This is a genomic window from Granulicella aggregans (assembly GCF_025685565.1).
GTDB lineage: Bacteria > Acidobacteriota > Terriglobia > Terriglobales > Acidobacteriaceae > Edaphobacter > Edaphobacter aggregans_B.
In genome coordinates this window covers 1,461,754-1,480,858 of the sequence record NZ_JAGSYE010000001.1, presented here as the reverse complement: position 1 = coordinate 1,480,858, position 19,105 = coordinate 1,461,754, and the positions used below count along the sequence as shown (strand labels likewise).

Sequence of the window (19,105 nt, the reverse complement as noted above, 5' to 3'; positions counted from 1 at the left end):
CACCTGGCGCCCGTTTTTTAGGTAACTTGGGCGTTTTTTGATACCTGCGTTCCCGGAAACGCGACTATCTTCTGATTGGATGCGATTGAGACACTGAAGGTTTTCTGCGCAAGTTGGTACGACAATGGCACGATCAGGTACGCGGCAGTCTTTAGAGACGGGGAAATTGCGCGAAGGGTTTCTACCCGGAATGAACCCCCGGGAATCAGATCCTCGTGCTCCTTTTGATGTGCTTTTAGCGACCGGTTGTTCGGGTGGGACCCTGGCTGCAGTGCGGCAGTTAGCGAACCACGGATTGAGGGCGGGCGTCATTGCAAACGGAGCTTTATCGGCGGCTGCCTGGTCGAGATACGTTTCCAAGACTTACAAAGGCCCTGCGGAAAAGGACGGCGAGCAGTTCCTCGACCTTGTCGTGAAACTTGGCAGCGCCGTTCCCGATCAAGTCCTGCTGCCAACATCGGATGAGACGGCGTGGCTGTATACGAGCCACGCATCGGTATTGAAGGAACATTTCCGGCTTCACCAGCCTTCGGTGCGGACGATGCAGCGGATTCTCGACAAGAAGCTCCTCTCGGACGCGGCGCTGACCGCCGGGCTCCAGATTCTACCCACCTGGGAGCCTCGCACTATGAGCGAGGTCATCGCCTCGGCTCCGACTCTTCTGTACCCCATCCTGATCAAGCCGCGGACCCAGGTCCACCGGGCAAACAACGATAAGGGGATGGTCGCTCATTCGGCGAAAGAGCTGATTGAGAACTATGAGGCGTTCATGTCCCGAGAGCATCCGGAGTCATCGGACGCGAACTTGCCGCATGCGAACATACCTCTTCTCCAGCATTTTGTGGATATTGGCAAGAAGGGCGTCCATTCGGTCTCCGGCTACGTGGATGAGACGGGAGAACTGTTCGTGACCCGCCAGGCCCGCAAGGTCTTTCAACGCAGCATGCCGGCCGGGGTCGGCGTAGCCTTCGAGGCTCAGCCGGCAAATCCTGCCTTGTCGGAGTCGGTTCGCCGGCTCTGCAAGGAGCTCGGGTACTTTGGCATCTTCGAAGTGGAGTTCATCAGCTTTGGCGATAGCTGGGCGATCATCGACTTCAATCCAAGGCTCTTCAACCAGGTCGGGATGGACGGGTTTCGCGGCATGCCGCTGCCGCTGATGGCCTATCTGGATGCGGCAGGTAAAACAGCTGAGCTACGCGAAGTGGTGGAGAAGGCCAAGGCAGACGAGAGCGATCGCCCGGCAGTCTTCTACGACCGATTTACTCTGTGGGCGATTCTTACCGCGAAGGCGCTGAGTGGTCGGGCGAATCCGAGTGAACGAGAGTATTGGCGTGAGTGGAAGAGAAGGAACAAGGCGAATACGGTTTACTTTGCCGCTGATGTGAGCGACCCGATACCAGGCATCGTCCATGCGTTCTCGGAGATCTTTCTCGGTGTTCGGGCTGCAAGAAGATTTCTGCGTTCCACCGAGCGCGAAGTGACTGAAGTTGAACCTCTGATTCCGACGGTCCCCGCGTGACGAGAGCGAATATCGCCATTGTTGGCGCCGGGCCCTATGGACTATCGCTTGCGGCGCATCTTGCGGGCCAGAAGATCGGCCACCGCATCTTCGGGCGTCCGATGCAGTTCTGGTCGCAGATCGCAGAGGCGGCGGGCGAACGGTATCTTAAGTCCTACTGCTTCGGGACGAACCTCTCCGCGCCGGAGCGGGGATTTTCGTTTGCGGACTACAACACGCCGCGCGGCCTCGAGACCTTTGAGCCTTGCTCCATGGCGAACTTCGCGGCCTATGGGCGCTGGTTTCAGGAGAGCAAGGTGCCGTGGGTCGAGCCCGTCGATGTCGCGAATATCAAGCGAGACGACAAGGGATTTGCTCTCACTCTTTCGAGCGGCGAAGATCTTGTAGCGGACCAGGTTGTGGTGGCGACAGGGCTTTCGTACTTCGCCAACACGCCTTCGGCGCTTGGATCGGTGTCGCCTTCGCTGGTAAGTCATACTGCCGACGTCACCCGATTCGCAGCCTTTGAGGGTAAGAGTGTCGCGGTTCTGGGAGCGGGACAATCCGCTCTTGAAGCCTGTGCGTTGCTGCGGGAGGCTGGCGCTCGGCCGACCTTGCTGGTTCGAGAGAGAGCTATCCGATGGCATCACCGGGTCCCTCTGAAACGAAGCTTGTGGAAGCAGTTGAGATCGCCCATCTCAGGGCTTGGTACAGGGCCAAAGGCGTGGGCTCTGACCAACTTTCCGGGAGCCATGCACCGGATACCGACGAATGTTCGCAGCAGATTTGTGAAGAGCCATCTGCCGGCGGAGGGAGCATGGTGGCTGCGTGAGCGATTTGAGAAGCATGTCCCTGTTCATTTCGATTCGGAGGTAGTTGGAGCAAGCGAGTGTTGCGGGCATGTTGCGTTGACGGTGAGAAACTCGAAAACCGACACGAGCCAGAAGATGACCTTCGACCACGTGCTCGCCGGAAGCGGTTACAGGGTTGATGTCGACAGCATTAAATTTCTGGATGCGAGTCTGCGCGACAAGATCGAACGCATCGATAGCTATCCGAAGCTGAACGCCAACTTTGAGTCGTCGGTGCCTGGGCTGCGATTTGTCGGCGCGGCCTCTGCGATGAGCTTTGGCCCGCTCTTCCGGTTTGTCGTGGGGGCGGACTATACCTCGCGAACCATCACCCGACACGTTGCCACACAGTTCGCGCCCACTGCATGACGGAGAAGTCCACTAAATTCGTGTATCTGCCCGGAGCGGGCGGCGGCGGCGAGGGCGATCTCGCCGCGATGGCTGCTGGGTTGGATCTTCCGGTCGGCTTCGAGCCAATCCGCTATCCCGGCTGGCAGCGATCGATGGCGGAGGGGTTTTCGGCGGAGACACTCCTCGAAGAGCTGACTGCCGAGATCGAGAAGAAGGTTCCTTCGGGGCCGATAAGGATCATGGGCATGTCGATTGGCGGCCACCTGGGCTATGCGGCGGCGCTTCGCTTGCAGGCAAAGGGGCGAGAGATTGCCGGCCTTTGCGTGGTCGATTCGTTCATGATCGAGACGTCAAAACCGACTTCCGGATGGCAGGGGCGGGCACTCGCCGAAGGGATGGACCTGCTGCGCAAACGGCGGTTCATGGACCTTGCACGATTTGCAAGGTCGAAGGCGTGGAGAGCTCTGTTGCGACTTGGCGGAAAGCCGCTTTTGAAGATGCTTGGGAGAGCCTCTGCATCGGGCGGAATGAACTCGCTGCTCGCCGCTGATGCGGTTGCAGAGCGGGAGCTAAGCATGCGGTTGCTGATCGGACATCTGGCACCGTGGCTGGTGGAGCTCGATCATGAGCCGGTGCCGCTTAGCGCACCGGTTGCGCTGCTGCGTACCAGGGTCTCCGCACGCGACGACGTAGCATGGATGCGGCGTTGCCCGTGCGTAACGATCTACGAGGTTCCCGGAACGCACCAAACGTTGTTTGAAGCGGAGAACCTTGCGGAGATGCGCAAGGCGTTTGGGGCGGCGGCCGCCGAATTTAACAGATCGTCGGCCGCGCTCCTCGAGACCAGTGCCTGAAGGCTGCGGCTCGTCTCTGCGAGCATCTGGCTAGGGGGCAGAGACCAGAGCGAAGGACCACGGCGCATGTCCGGTCGGGACCGTTCCGAGCTGTGTCAGGGTTCCGTCGGAGTGCGTGGCATAGCTGGTGACGTTCTCACCGTCCTCATTCAATACATATAAGATCTGGCCCGACGGGTCGAAGAGGATTGGCCACGGAAAATCGACCCCTGAGGCAGAGTCCAACGCCGAGGGCGTGAGGAGGCCAGAGCTGGCGGCGATGTTGAAGGTGGAGACGGTGCTGCCAAAGCGATTGCTTACATAAGCGAATTTGTCGGTGGGATCGACGGCCACCCACGCGGGCTGATTTCCTGAGTTCACCGGGCTGGAGCTCAGCGGTGTGAGCTTGCCGGTGGCCGGGTCGGCGCTGAACTCGTACACGTTGGAGCTTCCATTATCGGGGACATAGGCGAACTTGCCGGTGGTATCGAAGGCAAGCTTGAAGGCACGCTCACCCGCGTAGACCGAGGACGGCTGGAGGGTTAGGCCGCCCGTAGTGGCATCGATGGCCAGAACCTGAACGGCGTCATTTATGACGTAGAGGAATGTGCCGGCGGGATTCACGGTCACAGCGATCGGGCTTGAGACACTGTTGCCGGGAAGAGCGACATTCCCCTTGGGCGTAAGCAGTCCGGTTGTCCGATCCACAGAAAACACTGTTACCGATCCATCGTTTGAGTTCGCGGAGTAGGCGAAGTTGCCCGACGGGTGCAGGGTGAAGTCCTGCGGAAGAGCGCCTGAAGGAGCGGTTGCGGGAGAGAGCGGAGTGAGTACGCCGGTGGTCTGGTTGATTGCGTACTGGCCGATGGTGGCGTCCCGAATGTTGCTGACATAGGCGAACTTGCCCTGGGAGTCGACGACTACGACTGCAGGCTGGGTGCCGGCGGCGACAGTTGCGGGCGAGGTCGGCGTCCAGGTGCCCTTTGAGGAGACGGTGTACATGGAGATGGAGTTATCGAGGTCGTTGGCGACATAGGCGAACTTTGCCAGCGATTGGGGAGCGGAGGTGGGGGTAGATACGGGTACAGACGGCGTAGAACTTCCACCGCAGCCAGAGATCATCAGGAGTATGGCAGCAGAAAGAGAGAGCCGGAGCGTTATGGTCATTGGGGAAGTCAGGGTGCAGGTCATTCGCGAAGTCCTCTGGTGCGTATTTTGACCGCATGCGGTACAAACTTACCACGCAAGGTGAGAGACGAGTGTTATCGCCATCGAGTCGCAGCGATTCGTGCGAGACCTAACCCATAAGCCCTACGCACCGGGCTGCGTGCGCGTAGGGCGTATTCGTCCGGAGGATTTCGTCGTGGACGAGCCATTCACAGGCGCAAGGAGCCTACGGGGTGGAGAACGCGAGCGTCAGGGTGTAGGTGTCGCCATTTGGATTTGTGGCGGTGACGCTGTGAGGCCCGGAGGCCAGCGCGGGTAGAGTTACGTTCAATTGGGTCGGGCTGACGAAGTTCGCTGATGCCGCCAGCGTATCAACGGTTATCGAAGTGGCGCTGGTAAAGCCGCTGCCGAGCAGGGTGAGCTGGCCCGACAGATTGTTGGCTTCGCTGATGGAGAGAGGATCCGAGGCGAAGCTGAAGATCGAGACGCCGTTCGAAGTCGCGGCAATGATCTTTTGGTCTGCGGGACTGACAGCGAGCAGGCGCGTAGGCGAAGTGGTCTCGGTGCCGTTGGAGCCGATGAGGCCACCCGGCACCTCCAGGGTGCGGAGGAGATTGCCGTGCTTCACATCGTAGATGCGGATATGCGACGCCGTGGAGCGATAGAAGAGTGAGCCCGATCCATTGAACTGTGCCCCGTAGAGAAAGTCTTCGCCCAACGCCGTGCCACCTTGAATCTGCAGGTCGGCGGTGAGGCTGTTTTGCCAATGATTGGAGCTGTCAAGAAGAACCCCGTTATTGGCGAGGGACTGAGCGTCCGGAGCGACGGCCAGGTCGGTGAAGGTTGCCAGATCGGTATCTGAGGGGATGAGTGCGCCACCTACAGTGTTCGCGATCTCGCCGCCGATCAGGGCAGCCGATCCATCGAGACTGGAGACGATGTAGAAGGGCTCGCCGCCTCCGTAGTTGGTCGCATTGATGGGGTCGGAAGAGAGCGTGTTCGCGGTGAGGTCGAAGTCGTAGAGCATCGAGTAGGAATAAGCTGCCGCAGGCCCCTGCAGGTATCCAGCCTGCGTGGCGACGTAGGCTTTGTTTCCTGCCATGGTTGCGACCATGACCGGAGGGCCGATGGGCCCCGTGGTAAAGAAGTTCCTGCCACTTGAAGGCGACGTGATCTGCTGCAGCAGGCTGTAGGTGCCGGCGTCGAGAACGGAGACCTTGTAGTCGCCTGCCGTGAGCAGCACGAGTTTGCTGCCGTCTGGAGTGAGCCCGATGCCCTGTGGGGTAGGACCGGTGGGGATGCTGTTCAGGAGTGCGCCCGAGTCGAGGCTGTATACAAGGAGCTGACTATGGGCTGAGTCTGTCACCAGGATGCGTGAGCGTTGCGAGTCCAGGATCAATTGATTGGGACTGGCGCCTGGTTGCCGGTCAGTGCTACGGCGCAGGAGACGGGAGCGCAGGTGAATCCCGACGGAACGGCAGCGGCGACATTGATGGTCCCAGTGAATCCGTTGATGGGTGTCGCGACGAAGCTGTAGGGCGATGCGGCGGTGCCGGCTACGGTGCTGGATTGAGTGGGCGTCACAGCAATGGAAAAGTCCGGCGACGCGGCAGGTAGCACTTCCAGGGTTGCCGTTACCGTGTGTGAGAGCGCGCCGGAGGTCGCGACAAACTGCAGTTGGTACGTGCCCGCGGGTGTGGTCGTGGAGGTGGCGACCTGGAGAACATTGGTCGCGGCATAGTTCGGAAGGAGAGCCGAACAGGCTACCGGGACGCAGGTCAAGCCCTGAGGGATTTGGAGAGATACGGTTACCGGGCCGTTGAATCCGCCGGTCGGATTCACGGTGAATCCGTATGCGGTTGCCGGCGCGCCCGCCACTACGGATGCCGTGGCAGGTGTAACGGAGATGGTGAAATCAGATGGCCCGCTCGAATAAGGAAAGCGCAGATAGCCACAACCGAGCAGTAACGTCATCGCCGACAGCATAAGCATCGCCGCGAAGGGATAGATCTTTCGGAGGTGGGCAAGGTGACGCATAGGAGTTAGTCGAGAGTGATTTAAGGTCTGCACGATATCTACTAATGCCTGGATGAGCGACGATGATGGTTGAAGTCAAATCGATAGGCCACCGCGGCAGTAAACGCAGCCGCGTCGATGTGACCGGAGACTGTGACCGGCGAGTTATACCGCTGCAGTTGGGCGTCGAGCATCCATGCAAATTGGTTGGTGAGATCGAGGCGAAGCCCTACTCCCGGTGAAAGAACATTGGAGGAGTTCCGCACATAGACGAAGGCGTGTTGCGGATCCGGGACAGGCACGATGTAGTTAATGCGGCCGCGACCGAAGAGGATATCTGCGTAGGGATGAACGCGGCCAAAGGTCGAGCTGAATCGAAGACCGCCGAGCAGGTTCCGCTGCGCATCGACGGCACCATTATCGACGGGGAAGTATCCGCGAACCTCGAGGGAGGGGTTCAGGCCGAAGTGACGCTGCAAGGCAATGTCGGCTCCGGCGGTGACAGCAAGATTTCTCCCACCGTGGAACCCCGTCTCAACGCCTGTGGCCCCGGCGAACACGGAGATCTGCGCGCTGGCGGAGGCAGTTGGCAGCGTCTGGGCCCGGAGAGTCGATGTCGAAGAAGGAATGACAAACGAGATCAAAGCAAGCGAGAGAAAGATGCATGTTCGTACCCGAGGAGGTAGCCCGGCCAAGTAGATCTCCTAAGAAGGCTGAGCTTCCCTTGTACCACTGAATCTCGTGGAACCCAAACCGCGAGTTTTTATGGCTGACGTCACATTCCCGTGTGGTGATGAATTCTTCAGAATTTATCGAAATACCTTTGAATTCATCCGGGATGAATACTTCCCGGAGGTTCTTGTAGCTTCGACTATCGCTTTGTAACTCTGAGAGCCACGGGGCCACGCCGCCTGAAGTTCAGGCCTCTTACGCTGCGATGAATTGCTTTGAGTTTGCGATGCAACTTCTAGTCACCGTGACCCGCATGGTGTACGCTTATCGGCGCACGCGGCGTAACTTTCCAACTCCCCTGGAGACCACCATGCCCGCAGCCCATAGAGTCCCACCTGCTGTCGTCGCCTTCGCGCTTCTCGCTCTCACCGCTCTCATTCCTTTTCATGCGCACGCTCTGACGCCGACCACGACGACCCTGACCCTCAGTGCGCCCTGCTTCACCCAGGGTTGCATTCTCACTTTCACGGCCAAGGTGACGGGTGGATCGAGCAGCGTTCACCCTGGGCTGGTTTACTTCTGTGAGGGCTCCGTTGCCAACTGTGAGAACACGATAGCCATCGGCCACGCGCAGCTGACCGCCACTGGCAGTGCGGCGATCGTGGTCGGAGCGCAGAGTCTGGTTCCCGGCACACATCAAATCTACGCTGTCTTCGCGGGAACATCGGTGTACTCAGGAAGCAGCTCCGCCGTGCAGGAACTTACTGTTCCATCGTCCGTCCTGACGACGCTGACGAATCTTTCGGCCACCCCCGCCGATCAGGCAGGACAATACAAGCTGCAGGCACAAGTAACGTCATTGGGAAATTCGGGAGCCACGGGCAACGTCTCGTTCTTCGACACCAGCTTTGCAAACGCTCCCCTGGGTTCCGTCCCGATGACGAATAACGGGTTTGTAGGGTTCTACGACAATGCGAATTTGTTCGACCTGACGGGAATTCCGTCGAACTATTTCGGGGACGTGGTCAAAGTCGCGACTGGGGACTTCAATCGCGATGGATCCGACGACATTCTGCTGGTGGGGGCTCACGCTATACATGTCATGCTAGGGAGCGCGAACAGAAGATTCACCCTAGCACCCTCGTCTTCGCCGAACCTTGGAACAAGCTCCGGCGACATCAAGGTCGCGGACTTCAATAGCGACGGGAAGCTGGACATAGCTGTCCCCGATGCAAGCACGCACTCCGTCCGGGTAAGCCTCGGAAACGGCGACGGTACATTTACTGACGTGACACCGACCACGTTCACGGAGAATCCTGTGAATGTGTACGTGGGCGACTTCAACGGCGACGGGATTCCTGACCTCGTGGTGACCATCCAGGACCCGAGCACACAGACCTATGCTCTCCAGGTGGCGCTGGGCAACGGCAATGGCACCTTCACTCCGCAGTCAGCCACCTACCTCTCCGGCCACATCACGAATCTGCCGGTGTATATCGCAGACGAGGACGGAGATGGGAAGCTGGACCTGATCGTCACGGACTCCGGGACGTTCGCGAGTCAGCTGCGGGTGCTTCATGGCAATGGAGATGGGACGTTTACTGCAGTAGCGGCAGCAACACAGACCACTGCGCCGATCCTGACTACCGCAGGCGACTACACAGGCGACGGGATTCTCGATGTCTTCATCTATGACGGCAATAACATTGTCATGTGGGCGGGTGTGGGGGATGGGACGTTCGTCCAGCCGCCTAATGGATATGGGGTTCTCAACATCGAGGACCGCATCTTCAAATCGCTTGTGACGGGCGACTTCGACCACAACGGGACACTTGAGCCCGCCGGCGCGGTTCTTGAGACACTCAATCCGACGCCCGATTCTGCGTATATTGTGTACGTTGGGCAAAACACCCCGCCGGGTTATCTGTCATACGCTCCTCTTGACGGGCTGCCTATTCCTGATCTGAATGGGAGTGTCTACACGCCGGGTTCTATTGCTGTCGGGGACTTCAATGGCGACGGATTTCTCGACATTCTCGATTTCACACCCACTACAACTCCGCAGACGACAAACTATGCGGGAGGAAACATCTTTGTGCTGGATAGCGCCACGTCCCCGGCTATAACGCTGGGAGCCACGGGCATTCACCAGGTGGTGGCTACATACCAGGGGGACAGCTCTCACCTGGCGAGCACCTCTCCGCCCCAGGCGCTGACTGGAGCGCAGTCTGCAAATGGGGGCACGAGCTTTACCGGACTCACATCAGTCTCCCTGAACGGCGGGGCCAGCCTTGACGGTGGAGTGCTGCGTTTGACCGACGGCAACAGCTTCGAGGCACGCAGCGCTTTCTACCCGACTCGCGTCCCGGTGTATGACTTCCAGACCAGCTTCGAGTTCCAGATTCCTAACCAAGAGTCAGACGGACTGGCGTTTGTGCTCCAGTCGAATGGGCCGAATGCGATTGGGTCGAACGGAGGCGGCATTGGCTACGGTGTTGCGCCGGGGGCAAGCTCAGGCGCATCGATCATCAACAGCCTAGCCGTGATCTTCGACACGCATAACAATCAGGGTGAGGGGGCAAACTCGGTTCGCATTGAGACCGGTGGCATCACGTCGCCAGCGGGCTCCGTCGATCTCACTTCGAGCGGCATCGATCTACATAGCGGAGATCACTTCCTGGCCCAGATCGTGCATGCCGAGACGACCGGAGCCCTGGGACTGACGATCAACGATCTGGATACCGGGAAGTCCTTCACCCATACCTTTACTGTCGATCTCTTCGGAGCTCTTGGCGACACCTCCGGCTACGCAGGGTTCACGTCAGCTACCGGAGCTACGGCTTCGACGGTCAGCGTGCTGAAGTGGACTTACTCCGGCGAGCGCTGCTGCGACACCATCGGCAGCACAAATACCCCCTACTATCCCAACGGGTTTGTGAATCCGGGCAGCGCGATTCAGTTCTACGGTGGCTCTGCGCTCTCAGGGACAGCGCTGCAACTGACGAGTGGCGGCACGTTCGAGGCAACCCGCACCAATATTCTTGGCGCGGTGGAGTCCCAACAATGGGTGACCGACTTCGACTTCGCGATCCAGGGCACGGGCGGGGATGGGTTCACGTTCTTCCGGTCGAGCGATGGCTATCCCGGAGTGACGGGCGGGTTTGGAGGAGCGTTAGGCTACGCGGGACCATACCGGGGAGGAAATCCAGGCGCTCCGGCAGGTTTTGGCGATAGCCTCGCCATCAAGTTCGACCTGCACGATAACGCCGGTGAAAGCCCGAATTCTACTGGCCTCTACTTCAATGGAGCGTCTCCGACAACACCCGCGCTCGATCTCTATCCCAGCCGCGTCGATCTTCACAGCGGGCACACCTTCCACGCCCGGATCAGCTACTTCCGGGGAGCGATTAGCCTCTCCATCACGGATCTGACGAGCTACGCGGTCTTCACCACGCGTTTTGCCCCGAGTACGGGTCTTGGAACGGCGTCTGTGGGATTCACCGCCGCCACTGGGGCGACGGCGAATACGATTCAGATTCTCAACTGGACCTACGACAGCGTCGACGTGGACTTCTAAAAGCAGATTCCCTTCGGGAATGACAAACAAAGAGGGGGAGGACAGTGTCCTCCCTCTCTTTGCTAGTTTTTGAAGGATTTGTCAGGGTATGGGGGTGCGGGCGGGACGGGGCGAGGATCGGACTTGATCTGCTGCGTCAGGAGATCGATCGCGGCCTGTAGCTGAGCGTCGCTGCCGGAGAAGGTGGCGTGGGGAAGATTGTCGACGGTGATGTCGGGGTCGACGCCATGGCCCTCGATGAGCCACTTCCCTTCCGGCCCGTAGACTCCAATCTCGGCGGCGGTGGCTATGCCTCCATCGGCCTCGACGTTGCTGCCGCTGAGCCAGATCTCTCCGCCCCAGGTGCGGGTGCCGATGACCTTACCCATCTCGAAGCGCTTGAAGCCTTCGGTGAAGGCTTCGCCGTCGGAGGCGGTCTCGGCGTCGGTGAGGACGACGATGTGGCCACGGAAAGCTCCCTGCATGTTCCAGTCGGGCTCGCCGACTCGCGGCTGCCAGTAGAACCAGGCCTTGCGAAGGAGTGTGCCGAGCAGCCAGGAGTCGATGTTGCCACCCTGGTTGTGGCGGACGTCGATGATGAGCCCCTGGCGCTTGAAGACGGGGTAGTAGTCGCGGGCCCACTGGTCGATGTCGCCTGAACCCATGGCGCGAAGGTGGACGTAGCCAATGGTGTTCGAGGATGCCGCTTCGACCGTGGTACGGCGGGTGTACTCCCACTCAGCGTAGCGAAGTTTCGCTTCATCTCGAGCAGTAACGGGCTTGACGAGGACATTGCGAGGCTCGCCGGATACGGGCTTTACGTGCAGCAGGACGGGGACGCCGACCTTGCCACGTAGAAGCTCGCGTTCGTCCTGAACGCCGAGGAGTTCGGTGCCGTCTATAGAGGTGATGACTTCGCCTTCGTGGACGAGGGACTCGGGCCGGGCGAGCGGAGGTGCCTGAGCGGGCAGGTCGGGATCGTAGGCGTAGATATGCTCGACGATGTAGCCGCCGGCTTTCTCATCGCGGCGAAGTCGTGCGCCGAGGGCAGCGATGGCGATGTTGTCAGCGGGCTTGCGGGCGTCTCCACCCTGAACGAAGGTGTGGAGAGCGGAGAGCTCGGAGACCATCTGGGCGATGACGTTGTTGAGCTCTTCGCGATTGGAGACGCGGTCGACGAGCGGCATGTAGCGGTCGCGCATTCCAGGCCAGTCGACTCCCTGCATGTGGCGGTCGTAGAAGTAGTCGCGCTCGAGCCGCCAGGCATCGAGGAAGATGCCGTGGAACTCGGCCTGCGGTGTGGTCGAGAAGGCCCAGTGCGAGAGATCGATGTGCGCTTTGCCCATCACCTTGGCGTCGGAGAGGCCAGAGCCCTTGACGTCTGAATCGAGTATCCAGAAGTCTTCGCCCTTGTGAAGGAGCAGCTTCTTGCGGTCGGCGGAGATCTCGTAGCCCTGCACGTCGGCCATGACGGTGTCGGTCTCGTCGCCCTTGTTGTCGATGTCGAGGCATTGGAGGGAGGACTTGGGGTCTGCTTCGTCGGTGGAGTTCAACCAGCAGAGGCGCTTCTCGGTGGCCTGCAGGCTGGAGTAGTTGCCGGGTGCTGCGGGAACCTCAGATATGCGGGCTTGGATGCCGGTGAAGTCGATCTTGACCTCGGGGATCTTCTTGTCTTTTTCCTTGTCTTTATCGGCTTTCTCGTCGGCGATGGTCTTGGTGTCTTTACCTGCCTTGTCAACGGGCTTGCCTGCTTCCTTCTTCTTGTCTTCGTCCTTCTTTTCTTTCTTCTCGTCGCTGTCTTTGTCCTTATCGGACTTGCTCTCAGGATGGAGTTCGTCCGGCGCGAGGAAAGGCGAGCGGAGATCGGAAGTCAGCGCCAACTGGTAGACGCGGACGGTGCGGTCGAAGTGCGGAGAGGGCTGGCGTGATCCCCATGGCGACTGGACGGTGGTGCTCAGGTTGCGGTCGGAGAGGAAGTAGAGCCACTTGCCGTCGGAGCTCCATACCGCGCTCATGCTGTTGAAGCGGTCGGAGGTAAGCGCCTGCACTTTTCCGGTGGCGATCTCAAGAACTTCGATCTGCGTGAAGAGATCGGCGGCGGTTTCAGAGAAAGCGAGCCAACGGCTGTCGGGCGACCACGAGAGGTCGGCGAAGTCACCGTGCATGGACTGGCGGATGAGCTTGTTTTGTTTGGTCCTGGTGTCGAGGAGCCAGAGCTGCTGATCTTTGTCGTAGTGGGCGAGGTAGTGGCCGTCTGGCGAGGTGATTCCATCCCAGCGCAGAACTTTGTCGTCCTTGGTCCACTCTTCGGGCTTGGTCTCAGGCGTGATCTGGCCGTTGGCGGGATACTTCCAGAATTCGGTCTCTCCGGTCTGGGTGGAGAGGGTGAGGATGCTCTTGCCATCGGGCAGGAAGCGGGCGTCGCGGAAGCGGGTTGCGGAGTCGGCGGCGACCTTGATGATGCGGCCGTTCTTCGGGGCGAGCGTGAAGACCTCTCCGCGCGCGGTGAAGACGGCGGCGGAGCCGTCGGGAGCGAGGTGCGCGGAGGTGATGAACTGGACGGGGTGGGTGACCCAGTGCTCGCGGAGTTGGTCGAAGTCTGATGAGAGCGTAACCGGGATGATCTCTTCGTGGCCTGAGGTGGGATCGAGGGTCCAGAGTTCGGCACCCGAGGCGTAAATGATGTGGCCGTCGTAGACCGTCGCCGACTGAACATCGAACTTGCGCTGATGGCTGAGTTGCTTGACGTCGTGGCCCTGCTCATCCATGGAGAAGAGGTTCATGACGCCGTCGCGGTCAGAGAGGAAGTAGACTCGGCCGTTTGAGTAGATGGGCGCGTGCGAGGTGCCGGTAAAGTCGGCGGTGAGAGGCGTGGCCTCGGAGTGGCCGTCGAAGCGCCAGAGGTTTTCGGCCCATCCACCTTTGTAGCGCTTCGTCTCGCTCCACTGCTTATTGGAGCGGGTGAAGAAGAGGGTCTTGCCGTCGGAGGAGTAGGCGGCTTCCGAGGCTGTCGCAAGGGGGACGGCTTCGTGTTCGCCGTGGCTGCCAATCAGGATGAGCTGGTTGTCCGGCAGAGTGGAGTAGCGGTTGGTGTTGACGATGAGGCGTCCGTCAGGGGTCCAGCCTTCGGGCGCGGCGTCGCCGTCCCACGTGCGGCGCTGGGGCATGCCGCCGGTGACCGGCATGGTGTAGACCTCCGCGGGGCCTTCGTAGTGCGCCTGGAACGCGACGGTCTGGCCGTCGGGCGAGAGCGTGGCGTGGCTCTCAATGCCGGTGCCGGAGGTGAGCCGGTGGGCCTCGCCGCCATGGGCGGAGACGGACCAGAGATCGCCCTCGGAGGTGAAGATGAGGTTGTCGCCGTGCAGGGCGGGATCGCTGTAGTAGCCGCGATGGAGTTGGGCGGAGGCGAATGGAGCGGAGAGACAGAAGAGGGCGGCGGTGAGGCGAAGGGAGTGCGGCAGGGCCATGGAAAGGGTGTCCTCTTGTTCCGGGTAGCGGTTCCGGGACGAAGTTGCTGGAAGTTGGCTTGGAGCTTTCTGAGGAGGATATCACCGGCGAATGTGGTGAGCTGCTTCCTTTTACCTCGCTCGTGATGTTCGGCGACGGGTTTGCGATTGCGACCGGCGAGTCTATGCTTAGACGTCTGTTCGGTTGGGTGTTCATGATCGATGAGGAAGTGATAACGCGGCGCGACAAGGTGGGTGGGCGCCGGTGGACGATTGCGTGGCTGCTGGGGCTGGGCGTGCTGGTCAACTACTTCGACCGGGTGAACCTCTCTGTTTCTCATGCAGCGCTGAATGCGACGTTCGGGATCTCAGACGTTGTGTTCGGCTATCTTTCGAGCGCCTATAACCTGACCTACGCGATCTGCCAGTTGCCGGTGGGGTTGCTGCTGGACCGGTTTGGAGTGCGGCGGGTAGGGCGGATCAGCACGCTGCTTTGGAGTCTTGCTTCGTTTGCTGCTGCAGCGGCGTCGAGCATCGCCGGATTCTTCGGAGCTCGGTTCCTGCTGGGTGTGGGCGAGGCTCCGACGTTTCCGGCGAATGCCAAGGCCATCGGACTGTGGTTTCCGGCGAAGGAGCGGAGCTTTGCGACATCGATCTTCGATGCGGCGGCGAAGTTCGCTTCGGCGATTGGCGTGCCGGTGATCGGCGTGCTGCTGGTGAAGGTGGGATGGCGGTGGAGCTTTGCGGCGACCGGGTTCGTGAGTCTGCTGTACTTCGGGATCTTCAGCAAGGTCTATCGCGATCCGGATGACGATGCGAGGCTGACCGAGGCTGAGCGAACGTACATTACGGAGGATTCCGCAGGGCAGTTGAACCATGAGCTTGGCGAGCGGGCCTCGCTCGGGCATCTGATCCGGCAGAAGAAGGTGCTGGGGCTGGCGATCGGGTTTGGGGCGTACAACTACAGCTTCTACCTGCTGCTGACGTGGCTGCCAAGCTATCTGGCTTCAGCGCTGCATCTCGACCTGCTGCACTCGTTTCTGTATACGGGCGTGCCTTGGCTGTTTGCTACAGCATGCGACCTTGGAGCGGGGCTGGGGGCCGATGCGCTGATTCAACGTGGGTGGGACGCGAGCCGGGTGCGCAAGACGATTCTGGTGGCAGGAACGGCGTTCGGGTTGGGGATTCTTGGGGCCACGCACGCGCACACGCCGGCGCAGGCGTTGTTCTGGATCAGCCTCTGCATCGGCGGACTGTCAGCGGCGGCGCCCATTGGCTGGTCGATTCCTTCTATGATCTCGCCGCGCGGGAGCGTGGGGACGGTGGGCGGGATCATCAATTTTTCGGGCCAGATCTCGGGCATCGCAGCTCCGATTCTTACCGGGTACGTGGTGCATGCGACGGGATCTTACAAGTGGGTATTTGGGATTGCGGCGATCTATCTGGCGATTGGGATCGCGAGCTATGTTTTGCTGCTGGGGAAGATCGAGCCCGTGCCGGCGGAGGCCGGAGTTTAGCGGCTGTTTCAGTGCAAAAGCGAAATGCGGGGGTCTCTCCACTGCGCCACGCGATGAAGCCGCGTGGCTTCGGTCGAGATGACGTTTTCATTGGGGGATCGGGGCGTGGAGCTATCTTGCCGGGAAGAGTTTCGTCTCCTTGGTGCGGGTGTTGGTGATGCTGAAGCTCCCGTCCTTTGAGGCGGTCAGTTCGAGGGGATTGCCCGCGTCGGGGACTGTGCCTTGAAGGTTGGCGATGCGTTCGGTGGGGGCGTTTTTGGTGGTGCTTTCAGTTGCGAAGTGGAGTTGATAGAGAGCTTCGAGGCCCGGGGTGGAGTTCAGCGTGTCCAGCGTGCCCGGTGAGCCGCCCTTCTTCTCGCCGTTATCCATGATGGCAACGCGGGGATGGATGCCGTGGACGAGCGCTGGACTCGAGCTCTGGTACCAGCCGTGGTGGGAGACGACTAAGATGTCGATCTTTCCGAGCTTGTTCGTGGGACACATCAGCTCCATCTCTTTGTCCCAGGTGAGGTCGCCCAGGTCGAGGAGTTTAAGCTTGCCGAAGTCGATCTCGATGCCGAGGGAGCGGGCGTTCTCGGTCTGATCGGCAGGCTTGGTGGGCGAGGTCTTGCAGGCCTCATTGGGCTGGCCTGCGCCGGAGAGCGAGTGGGCGATCAAAGCCCCATCGGCGCTGATGACTGTGGCGTGGAAGCCCTTGATTGGCAATACTTCGCCAGGTTTCAGGACGAGGTGCTTTGACTTGCCCGTGGCCAGGACCTTCTGGTACTCGGCGTAGTCGTGATCGACTCCGGGAGTGAGTTCGCGGTTGGGGCCGTGGTCGATGAAGGTGCCGACGGGGATGCGCGCGACGAGCTGCGGGACACCGCCGACGTGGTCGTCGTGATAGTGGGTGATGAGGACGTAGTCGATCTTCGAGAGGCCGGCCTTCTTCGCCTCGGCGACGATGCGGTCGGCGTCGCGGCCGTTGTTGCCGGGCCAGCCGGTGTCGATGAGCAGCGACTCGCCTGCGGGGGTGACGAAGAGCGTCGCCTGGCCGCCTTCGACATCCATGAAGAAGATCTTGAGCTTGCCGGCAGACTGCGCATTTGCAGTGAGGGCGCTGCCGATTGCGAGAACTACGGGGAGCACACGTTTTGCGAACATCATTTCTCCTGGGATTCTACCGACGGCTTGATTGCTGGCTTTACGTTGGCGCGGGTTGCGCCGGTGGAGATGCCGCCGTCTACGAGCAGGGTCTGGCCGGTGACGTAGCGGCTGACCTCGGAGGCGAGGAAGACGATGGCGCCGTCGAGGTCGTGAGGTTCGCCGGGGCGTTTGAGCGGGATGCGGTCGACGAGGTAGTCGACCCACTCCTGGTTCTCGTAGAGGACCTTGTTTTGGGCGGTCTGGAACCAGCCGGGGGCTAAGCAGTTAACGGTGATGCCGTGGCGACCCCACTCGTCGGCAAGGCTCATGGTGAGCTGACGGATGCCACCGCGGCTTGCCGTGTAAGGCGCAAGGTCGGCGTAGCCTGCGACGCTGGTGACGGAGCCGATGTTCACGATGCGGCCGTAACGGTGCGGGATCATCTGCTTGGCGATCTGCTGGGCGACAAAGAAGCTGCCGCGAAGGTTGGTCTCGAGGATGAGGTTGTAGTCGTCCCAGGTGACGTCGACGGCTGGCTTGCGGACGTTGCAGCCGGCGTTGTTGACGAGGATGTGGACCTGGCCGATCTGCTCGGCTGCGGCAGCCATGGCGAGGATGCTTTCGTGGTCGCGGACATCGAGTTCGAGCGGATACGCTTTGCGGCCGAGGGCTTCGATCTCGGCGACGAAGGGGGCCAGATCAGCCTTCTTGCGGCTGGTAATGATGAGGTCTGCCCCGGCGCGGGCAAGGGCGCGACCGAAGTATTGGCCGAGACCGCGCGAGGCTCCGGTGATGAGGGCAAGCTGTCCGGTGAGGTCGAAGAGGTTCTCTGCCACTTAGAGCGACTCCGTTGTTTGAGGGCGGGGATCGAGAACGATCTTCATCAGGTTGGGCTCGCGGGAGTGGAGACGCTCGAACCACTGGGGGCCGTCCGCAAGCGGAGCGATCGCGGTGATTAACGGGGCTACTTTGATCTTGCCGGAGGCGATGAGGTCCATGGCGTCTGGGTATTCGCCGGCGGAGGCGCAGGAGCCTTGCAGGCGGATCTGGCGGGAGACGACCTTCTGTAGTGGCAGGTTGACCTGGGGCGAGATGTTGCCGACGAGGACGACGGTGCCGCCTTTGCGGACGCAGTCGATGGCGGTGGCGATGGTCTCGTCGCGGCCGACGGCTTCGAGGACGATGTCGACGCCGCGGCCCTGGGTGCGCTTCATGATCTCGGCGGTGAGGTCGGAGCCGGTGGCGAGGAAGGTGGCATCAGCGCGAAGGTCACTGGCAAGGGCGAGGCGGGTGGCGTCGACATCGGAGACGTAGACGCAGGCGGAGGCGTAGCCGGTGGTGCGGGCAGCCTGGAGCAGCAGGAGGCCGATCATTCCTGCGCCTATTACGAGGACCGTTTCGTCGCCCTTCATCTCCGAGACGGCGACGCCGTGAAGGGCGACGGAGACGGCTTCGAGCATGGCCGCATCAGGGAAGGAGAGCTCATCGGGGAGGTGGTAGGCGACGCGCTCGGGGACGGTGAGGAACTCGGCGAAGGCACCGGCGCGGCGGTACTCGCCGCAGGATACACCGATGACCTGGCGGTCGTTGCAGAGGTTGACATCGCCGGCGCGGCAGAAGTCGCAGACACCGCAGAAGACGGTGGAGTCGAAGGTAACGCGGTCGCCGGGGGCGAAGCTTTTGACATCGTTCCCGACAGCGACGACGGTGCCGGCAGCTTCGTGGCCCATGACGATGGGCGGGATGCGGCGGCCGGAGGAGCCGTCGTAGCCGTGGACGTCGCTACCGCAGATGCCGCAGGCGGCGACCTGGATGAGGAGTTCATCGGGGGAGGGGACGGGCGCGGCTACATCGGAGATCGCCAGGTGGCTGTATTCGGAGAGGAGGAGAGCCTTCATGCTTGTCGAACCTCCGTCGCAGTGGTTGGGAAGGAACAAAGCCGGCGACGTTTATCGCAGACCATGAGAACAGTTTTGACCGCGTTCGACAACCGGGCTCCGGTCGCGGCGACGGGCAGCGTAGCGTGCGGCAAATTATTATGTCGATTCGCGGACAAGCCGAGGGGATATGACA

The 19,105-nt window shown here is 60.8% G+C and carries 13 protein-coding genes; 5 read left to right on the top strand and 8 right to left on the bottom strand.

Features of this window, described 5'->3' with window-relative positions:
* Positions 1–271: 271 nt before the first annotated feature.
* From OHL18_RS05915 to OHL18_RS05905, 3 genes are read left to right on the top strand one after another with little or no spacing between them, the layout of a single operon-like run.
* The gene (locus OHL18_RS05915; RefSeq protein WP_263373899.1) at positions 272–1,519 is read left to right on the top strand and encodes a hypothetical protein; all 1,248 of its coding nucleotides are present in this window, start codon (positions 272–274) and stop codon (positions 1,517–1,519) included.
* Positions 1,516–2,718: an NAD(P)-binding domain-containing protein gene (locus tag OHL18_RS05910; protein WP_263373898.1), complete on the top strand. Its 1,203-nt coding sequence runs from the start codon at positions 1,516–1,518 to the stop codon at positions 2,716–2,718. The genes OHL18_RS05915 and OHL18_RS05910 overlap by 4 nt, the downstream gene beginning before the upstream one ends.
* On the top strand, positions 2,715–3,554 hold the full coding sequence (locus OHL18_RS05905) for a thioesterase domain-containing protein (RefSeq protein WP_263373897.1): 840 nt from the start codon (positions 2,715–2,717) through the stop codon (positions 3,552–3,554). Before OHL18_RS05910 ends, OHL18_RS05905 begins: the two co-directional genes overlap by 4 nt.
* Positions 3,555–3,584: 30 nt before the next feature.
* On the opposite strand, the gene OHL18_RS05900 is transcribed toward OHL18_RS05905, so the two are convergent.
* From OHL18_RS05900 to OHL18_RS05885, 4 genes are all read right to left on the bottom strand, one after another.
* Positions 3,585–4,700: a lactonase family protein gene (locus OHL18_RS05900; protein WP_263373896.1), complete on the bottom strand. Its 1,116-nt coding sequence runs from the start codon at positions 4,698–4,700 to the stop codon at positions 3,585–3,587.
* Between the two features lie 226 nt (positions 4,701–4,926).
* Positions 4,927–6,099 (bottom strand): IPT/TIG domain-containing protein, encoded by a 1,173-nt coding sequence (locus tag OHL18_RS05895; RefSeq protein WP_263373895.1) that lies wholly within the window; start codon positions 6,097–6,099, stop codon positions 4,927–4,929.
* A complete protein-coding gene (locus tag OHL18_RS05890; RefSeq protein WP_263373894.1) occupies positions 6,096–6,737 on the bottom strand; it encodes a COG1470 family protein in 642 nt (213 codons plus the stop codon). Before OHL18_RS05890 ends, OHL18_RS05895 begins: the two co-directional genes overlap by 4 nt.
* A gap of 41 nt (positions 6,738–6,778) precedes the next feature.
* Positions 6,779–7,411, bottom strand: a complete 633-nt coding sequence (locus tag OHL18_RS05885) for a hypothetical protein (RefSeq protein ID WP_263373893.1) — start codon at positions 7,409–7,411, stop codon at positions 6,779–6,781.
* A gap of 263 nt (positions 7,412–7,674) precedes the next feature.
* On the opposite strand from OHL18_RS05885, the gene OHL18_RS05880 reads away from it, so the two are divergent.
* The gene (locus OHL18_RS05880; RefSeq protein ID WP_263373892.1) at positions 7,675–10,965 is read left to right on the top strand and encodes an FG-GAP-like repeat-containing protein; all 3,291 of its coding nucleotides are present in this window, start codon (positions 7,675–7,677) and stop codon (positions 10,963–10,965) included.
* A gap of 62 nt (positions 10,966–11,027) precedes the next feature.
* Here the strand turns inward: OHL18_RS05880 and OHL18_RS05875 are convergent, their stop codons facing one another.
* Positions 11,028–14,411 carry a S41 family peptidase gene (locus OHL18_RS05875; RefSeq protein ID WP_263373891.1) on the bottom strand — a complete coding sequence of 1,128 codons (3,384 nt, stop codon included), beginning with the start codon at positions 14,409–14,411 and terminating at the stop codon, positions 11,028–11,030.
* A gap of 194 nt (positions 14,412–14,605) precedes the next feature.
* On the opposite strand from OHL18_RS05875, the gene OHL18_RS05870 reads away from it, so the two are divergent.
* A complete protein-coding gene (locus tag OHL18_RS05870; RefSeq protein WP_263374599.1) occupies positions 14,606–15,907 on the top strand; it encodes an MFS transporter in 1,302 nt (433 codons plus the stop codon).
* A gap of 111 nt (positions 15,908–16,018) precedes the next feature.
* Here the strand turns inward: OHL18_RS05870 and OHL18_RS05865 are convergent, their stop codons facing one another.
* From OHL18_RS05865 to OHL18_RS05855, 3 genes are read right to left on the bottom strand one after another with little or no spacing between them, the layout of a single operon-like run.
* Complete coding sequence (locus OHL18_RS05865) at positions 16,019–17,053, bottom strand: ComEC/Rec2 family competence protein (protein WP_263373890.1); 1,035 nt, start codon at positions 17,051–17,053, stop codon at positions 16,019–16,021.
* Positions 17,050–17,868: an SDR family NAD(P)-dependent oxidoreductase gene (locus tag OHL18_RS05860; RefSeq protein ID WP_263373889.1), complete on the bottom strand. Its 819-nt coding sequence runs from the start codon at positions 17,866–17,868 to the stop codon at positions 17,050–17,052. Before OHL18_RS05860 ends, OHL18_RS05865 begins: the two co-directional genes overlap by 4 nt.
* Positions 17,869–18,930 carry a galactitol-1-phosphate 5-dehydrogenase gene (locus tag OHL18_RS05855; RefSeq protein ID WP_263373888.1) on the bottom strand — a complete coding sequence of 354 codons (1,062 nt, stop codon included), beginning with the start codon at positions 18,928–18,930 and terminating at the stop codon, positions 17,869–17,871. It abuts the gene before it with no gap.
* Positions 18,931–19,105: the final 175 nt, after the last annotated feature.

Coding starts and splice junctions, on each gene's coding strand:
- OHL18_RS05905 (WP_263373897.1), top strand. CDS start 2,715: ATGACGGAGAAGTCCACTAAATTCGTGTATCTGCCCGGAGCGGGCGGC.
- OHL18_RS05900 (WP_263373896.1), bottom strand. CDS start 4,700: ATGACCATAACGCTCCGGCTCTCTCTTTCTGCTGCCATACTCCTGATG.
- OHL18_RS05890 (WP_263373894.1), bottom strand. CDS start 6,737: ATGCGTCACCTTGCCCACCTCCGAAAGATCTATCCCTTCGCGGCGATG.
- OHL18_RS05880 (WP_263373892.1), top strand. CDS start 7,675: ATGCAACTTCTAGTCACCGTGACCCGCATGGTGTACGCTTATCGGCGC.
- OHL18_RS05875 (WP_263373891.1), bottom strand. CDS start 14,411: ATGGCCCTGCCGCACTCCCTTCGCCTCACCGCCGCCCTCTTCTGTCTC.
- OHL18_RS05870 (WP_263374599.1), top strand. CDS start 14,606: ATGATCGATGAGGAAGTGATAACGCGGCGCGACAAGGTGGGTGGGCGC.
- OHL18_RS05865 (WP_263373890.1), bottom strand. CDS start 17,053: ATGATGTTCGCAAAACGTGTGCTCCCCGTAGTTCTCGCAATCGGCAGC.
- OHL18_RS05855 (WP_263373888.1), bottom strand. CDS start 18,930: ATGAAGGCTCTCCTCCTCTCCGAATACAGCCACCTGGCGATCTCCGAT.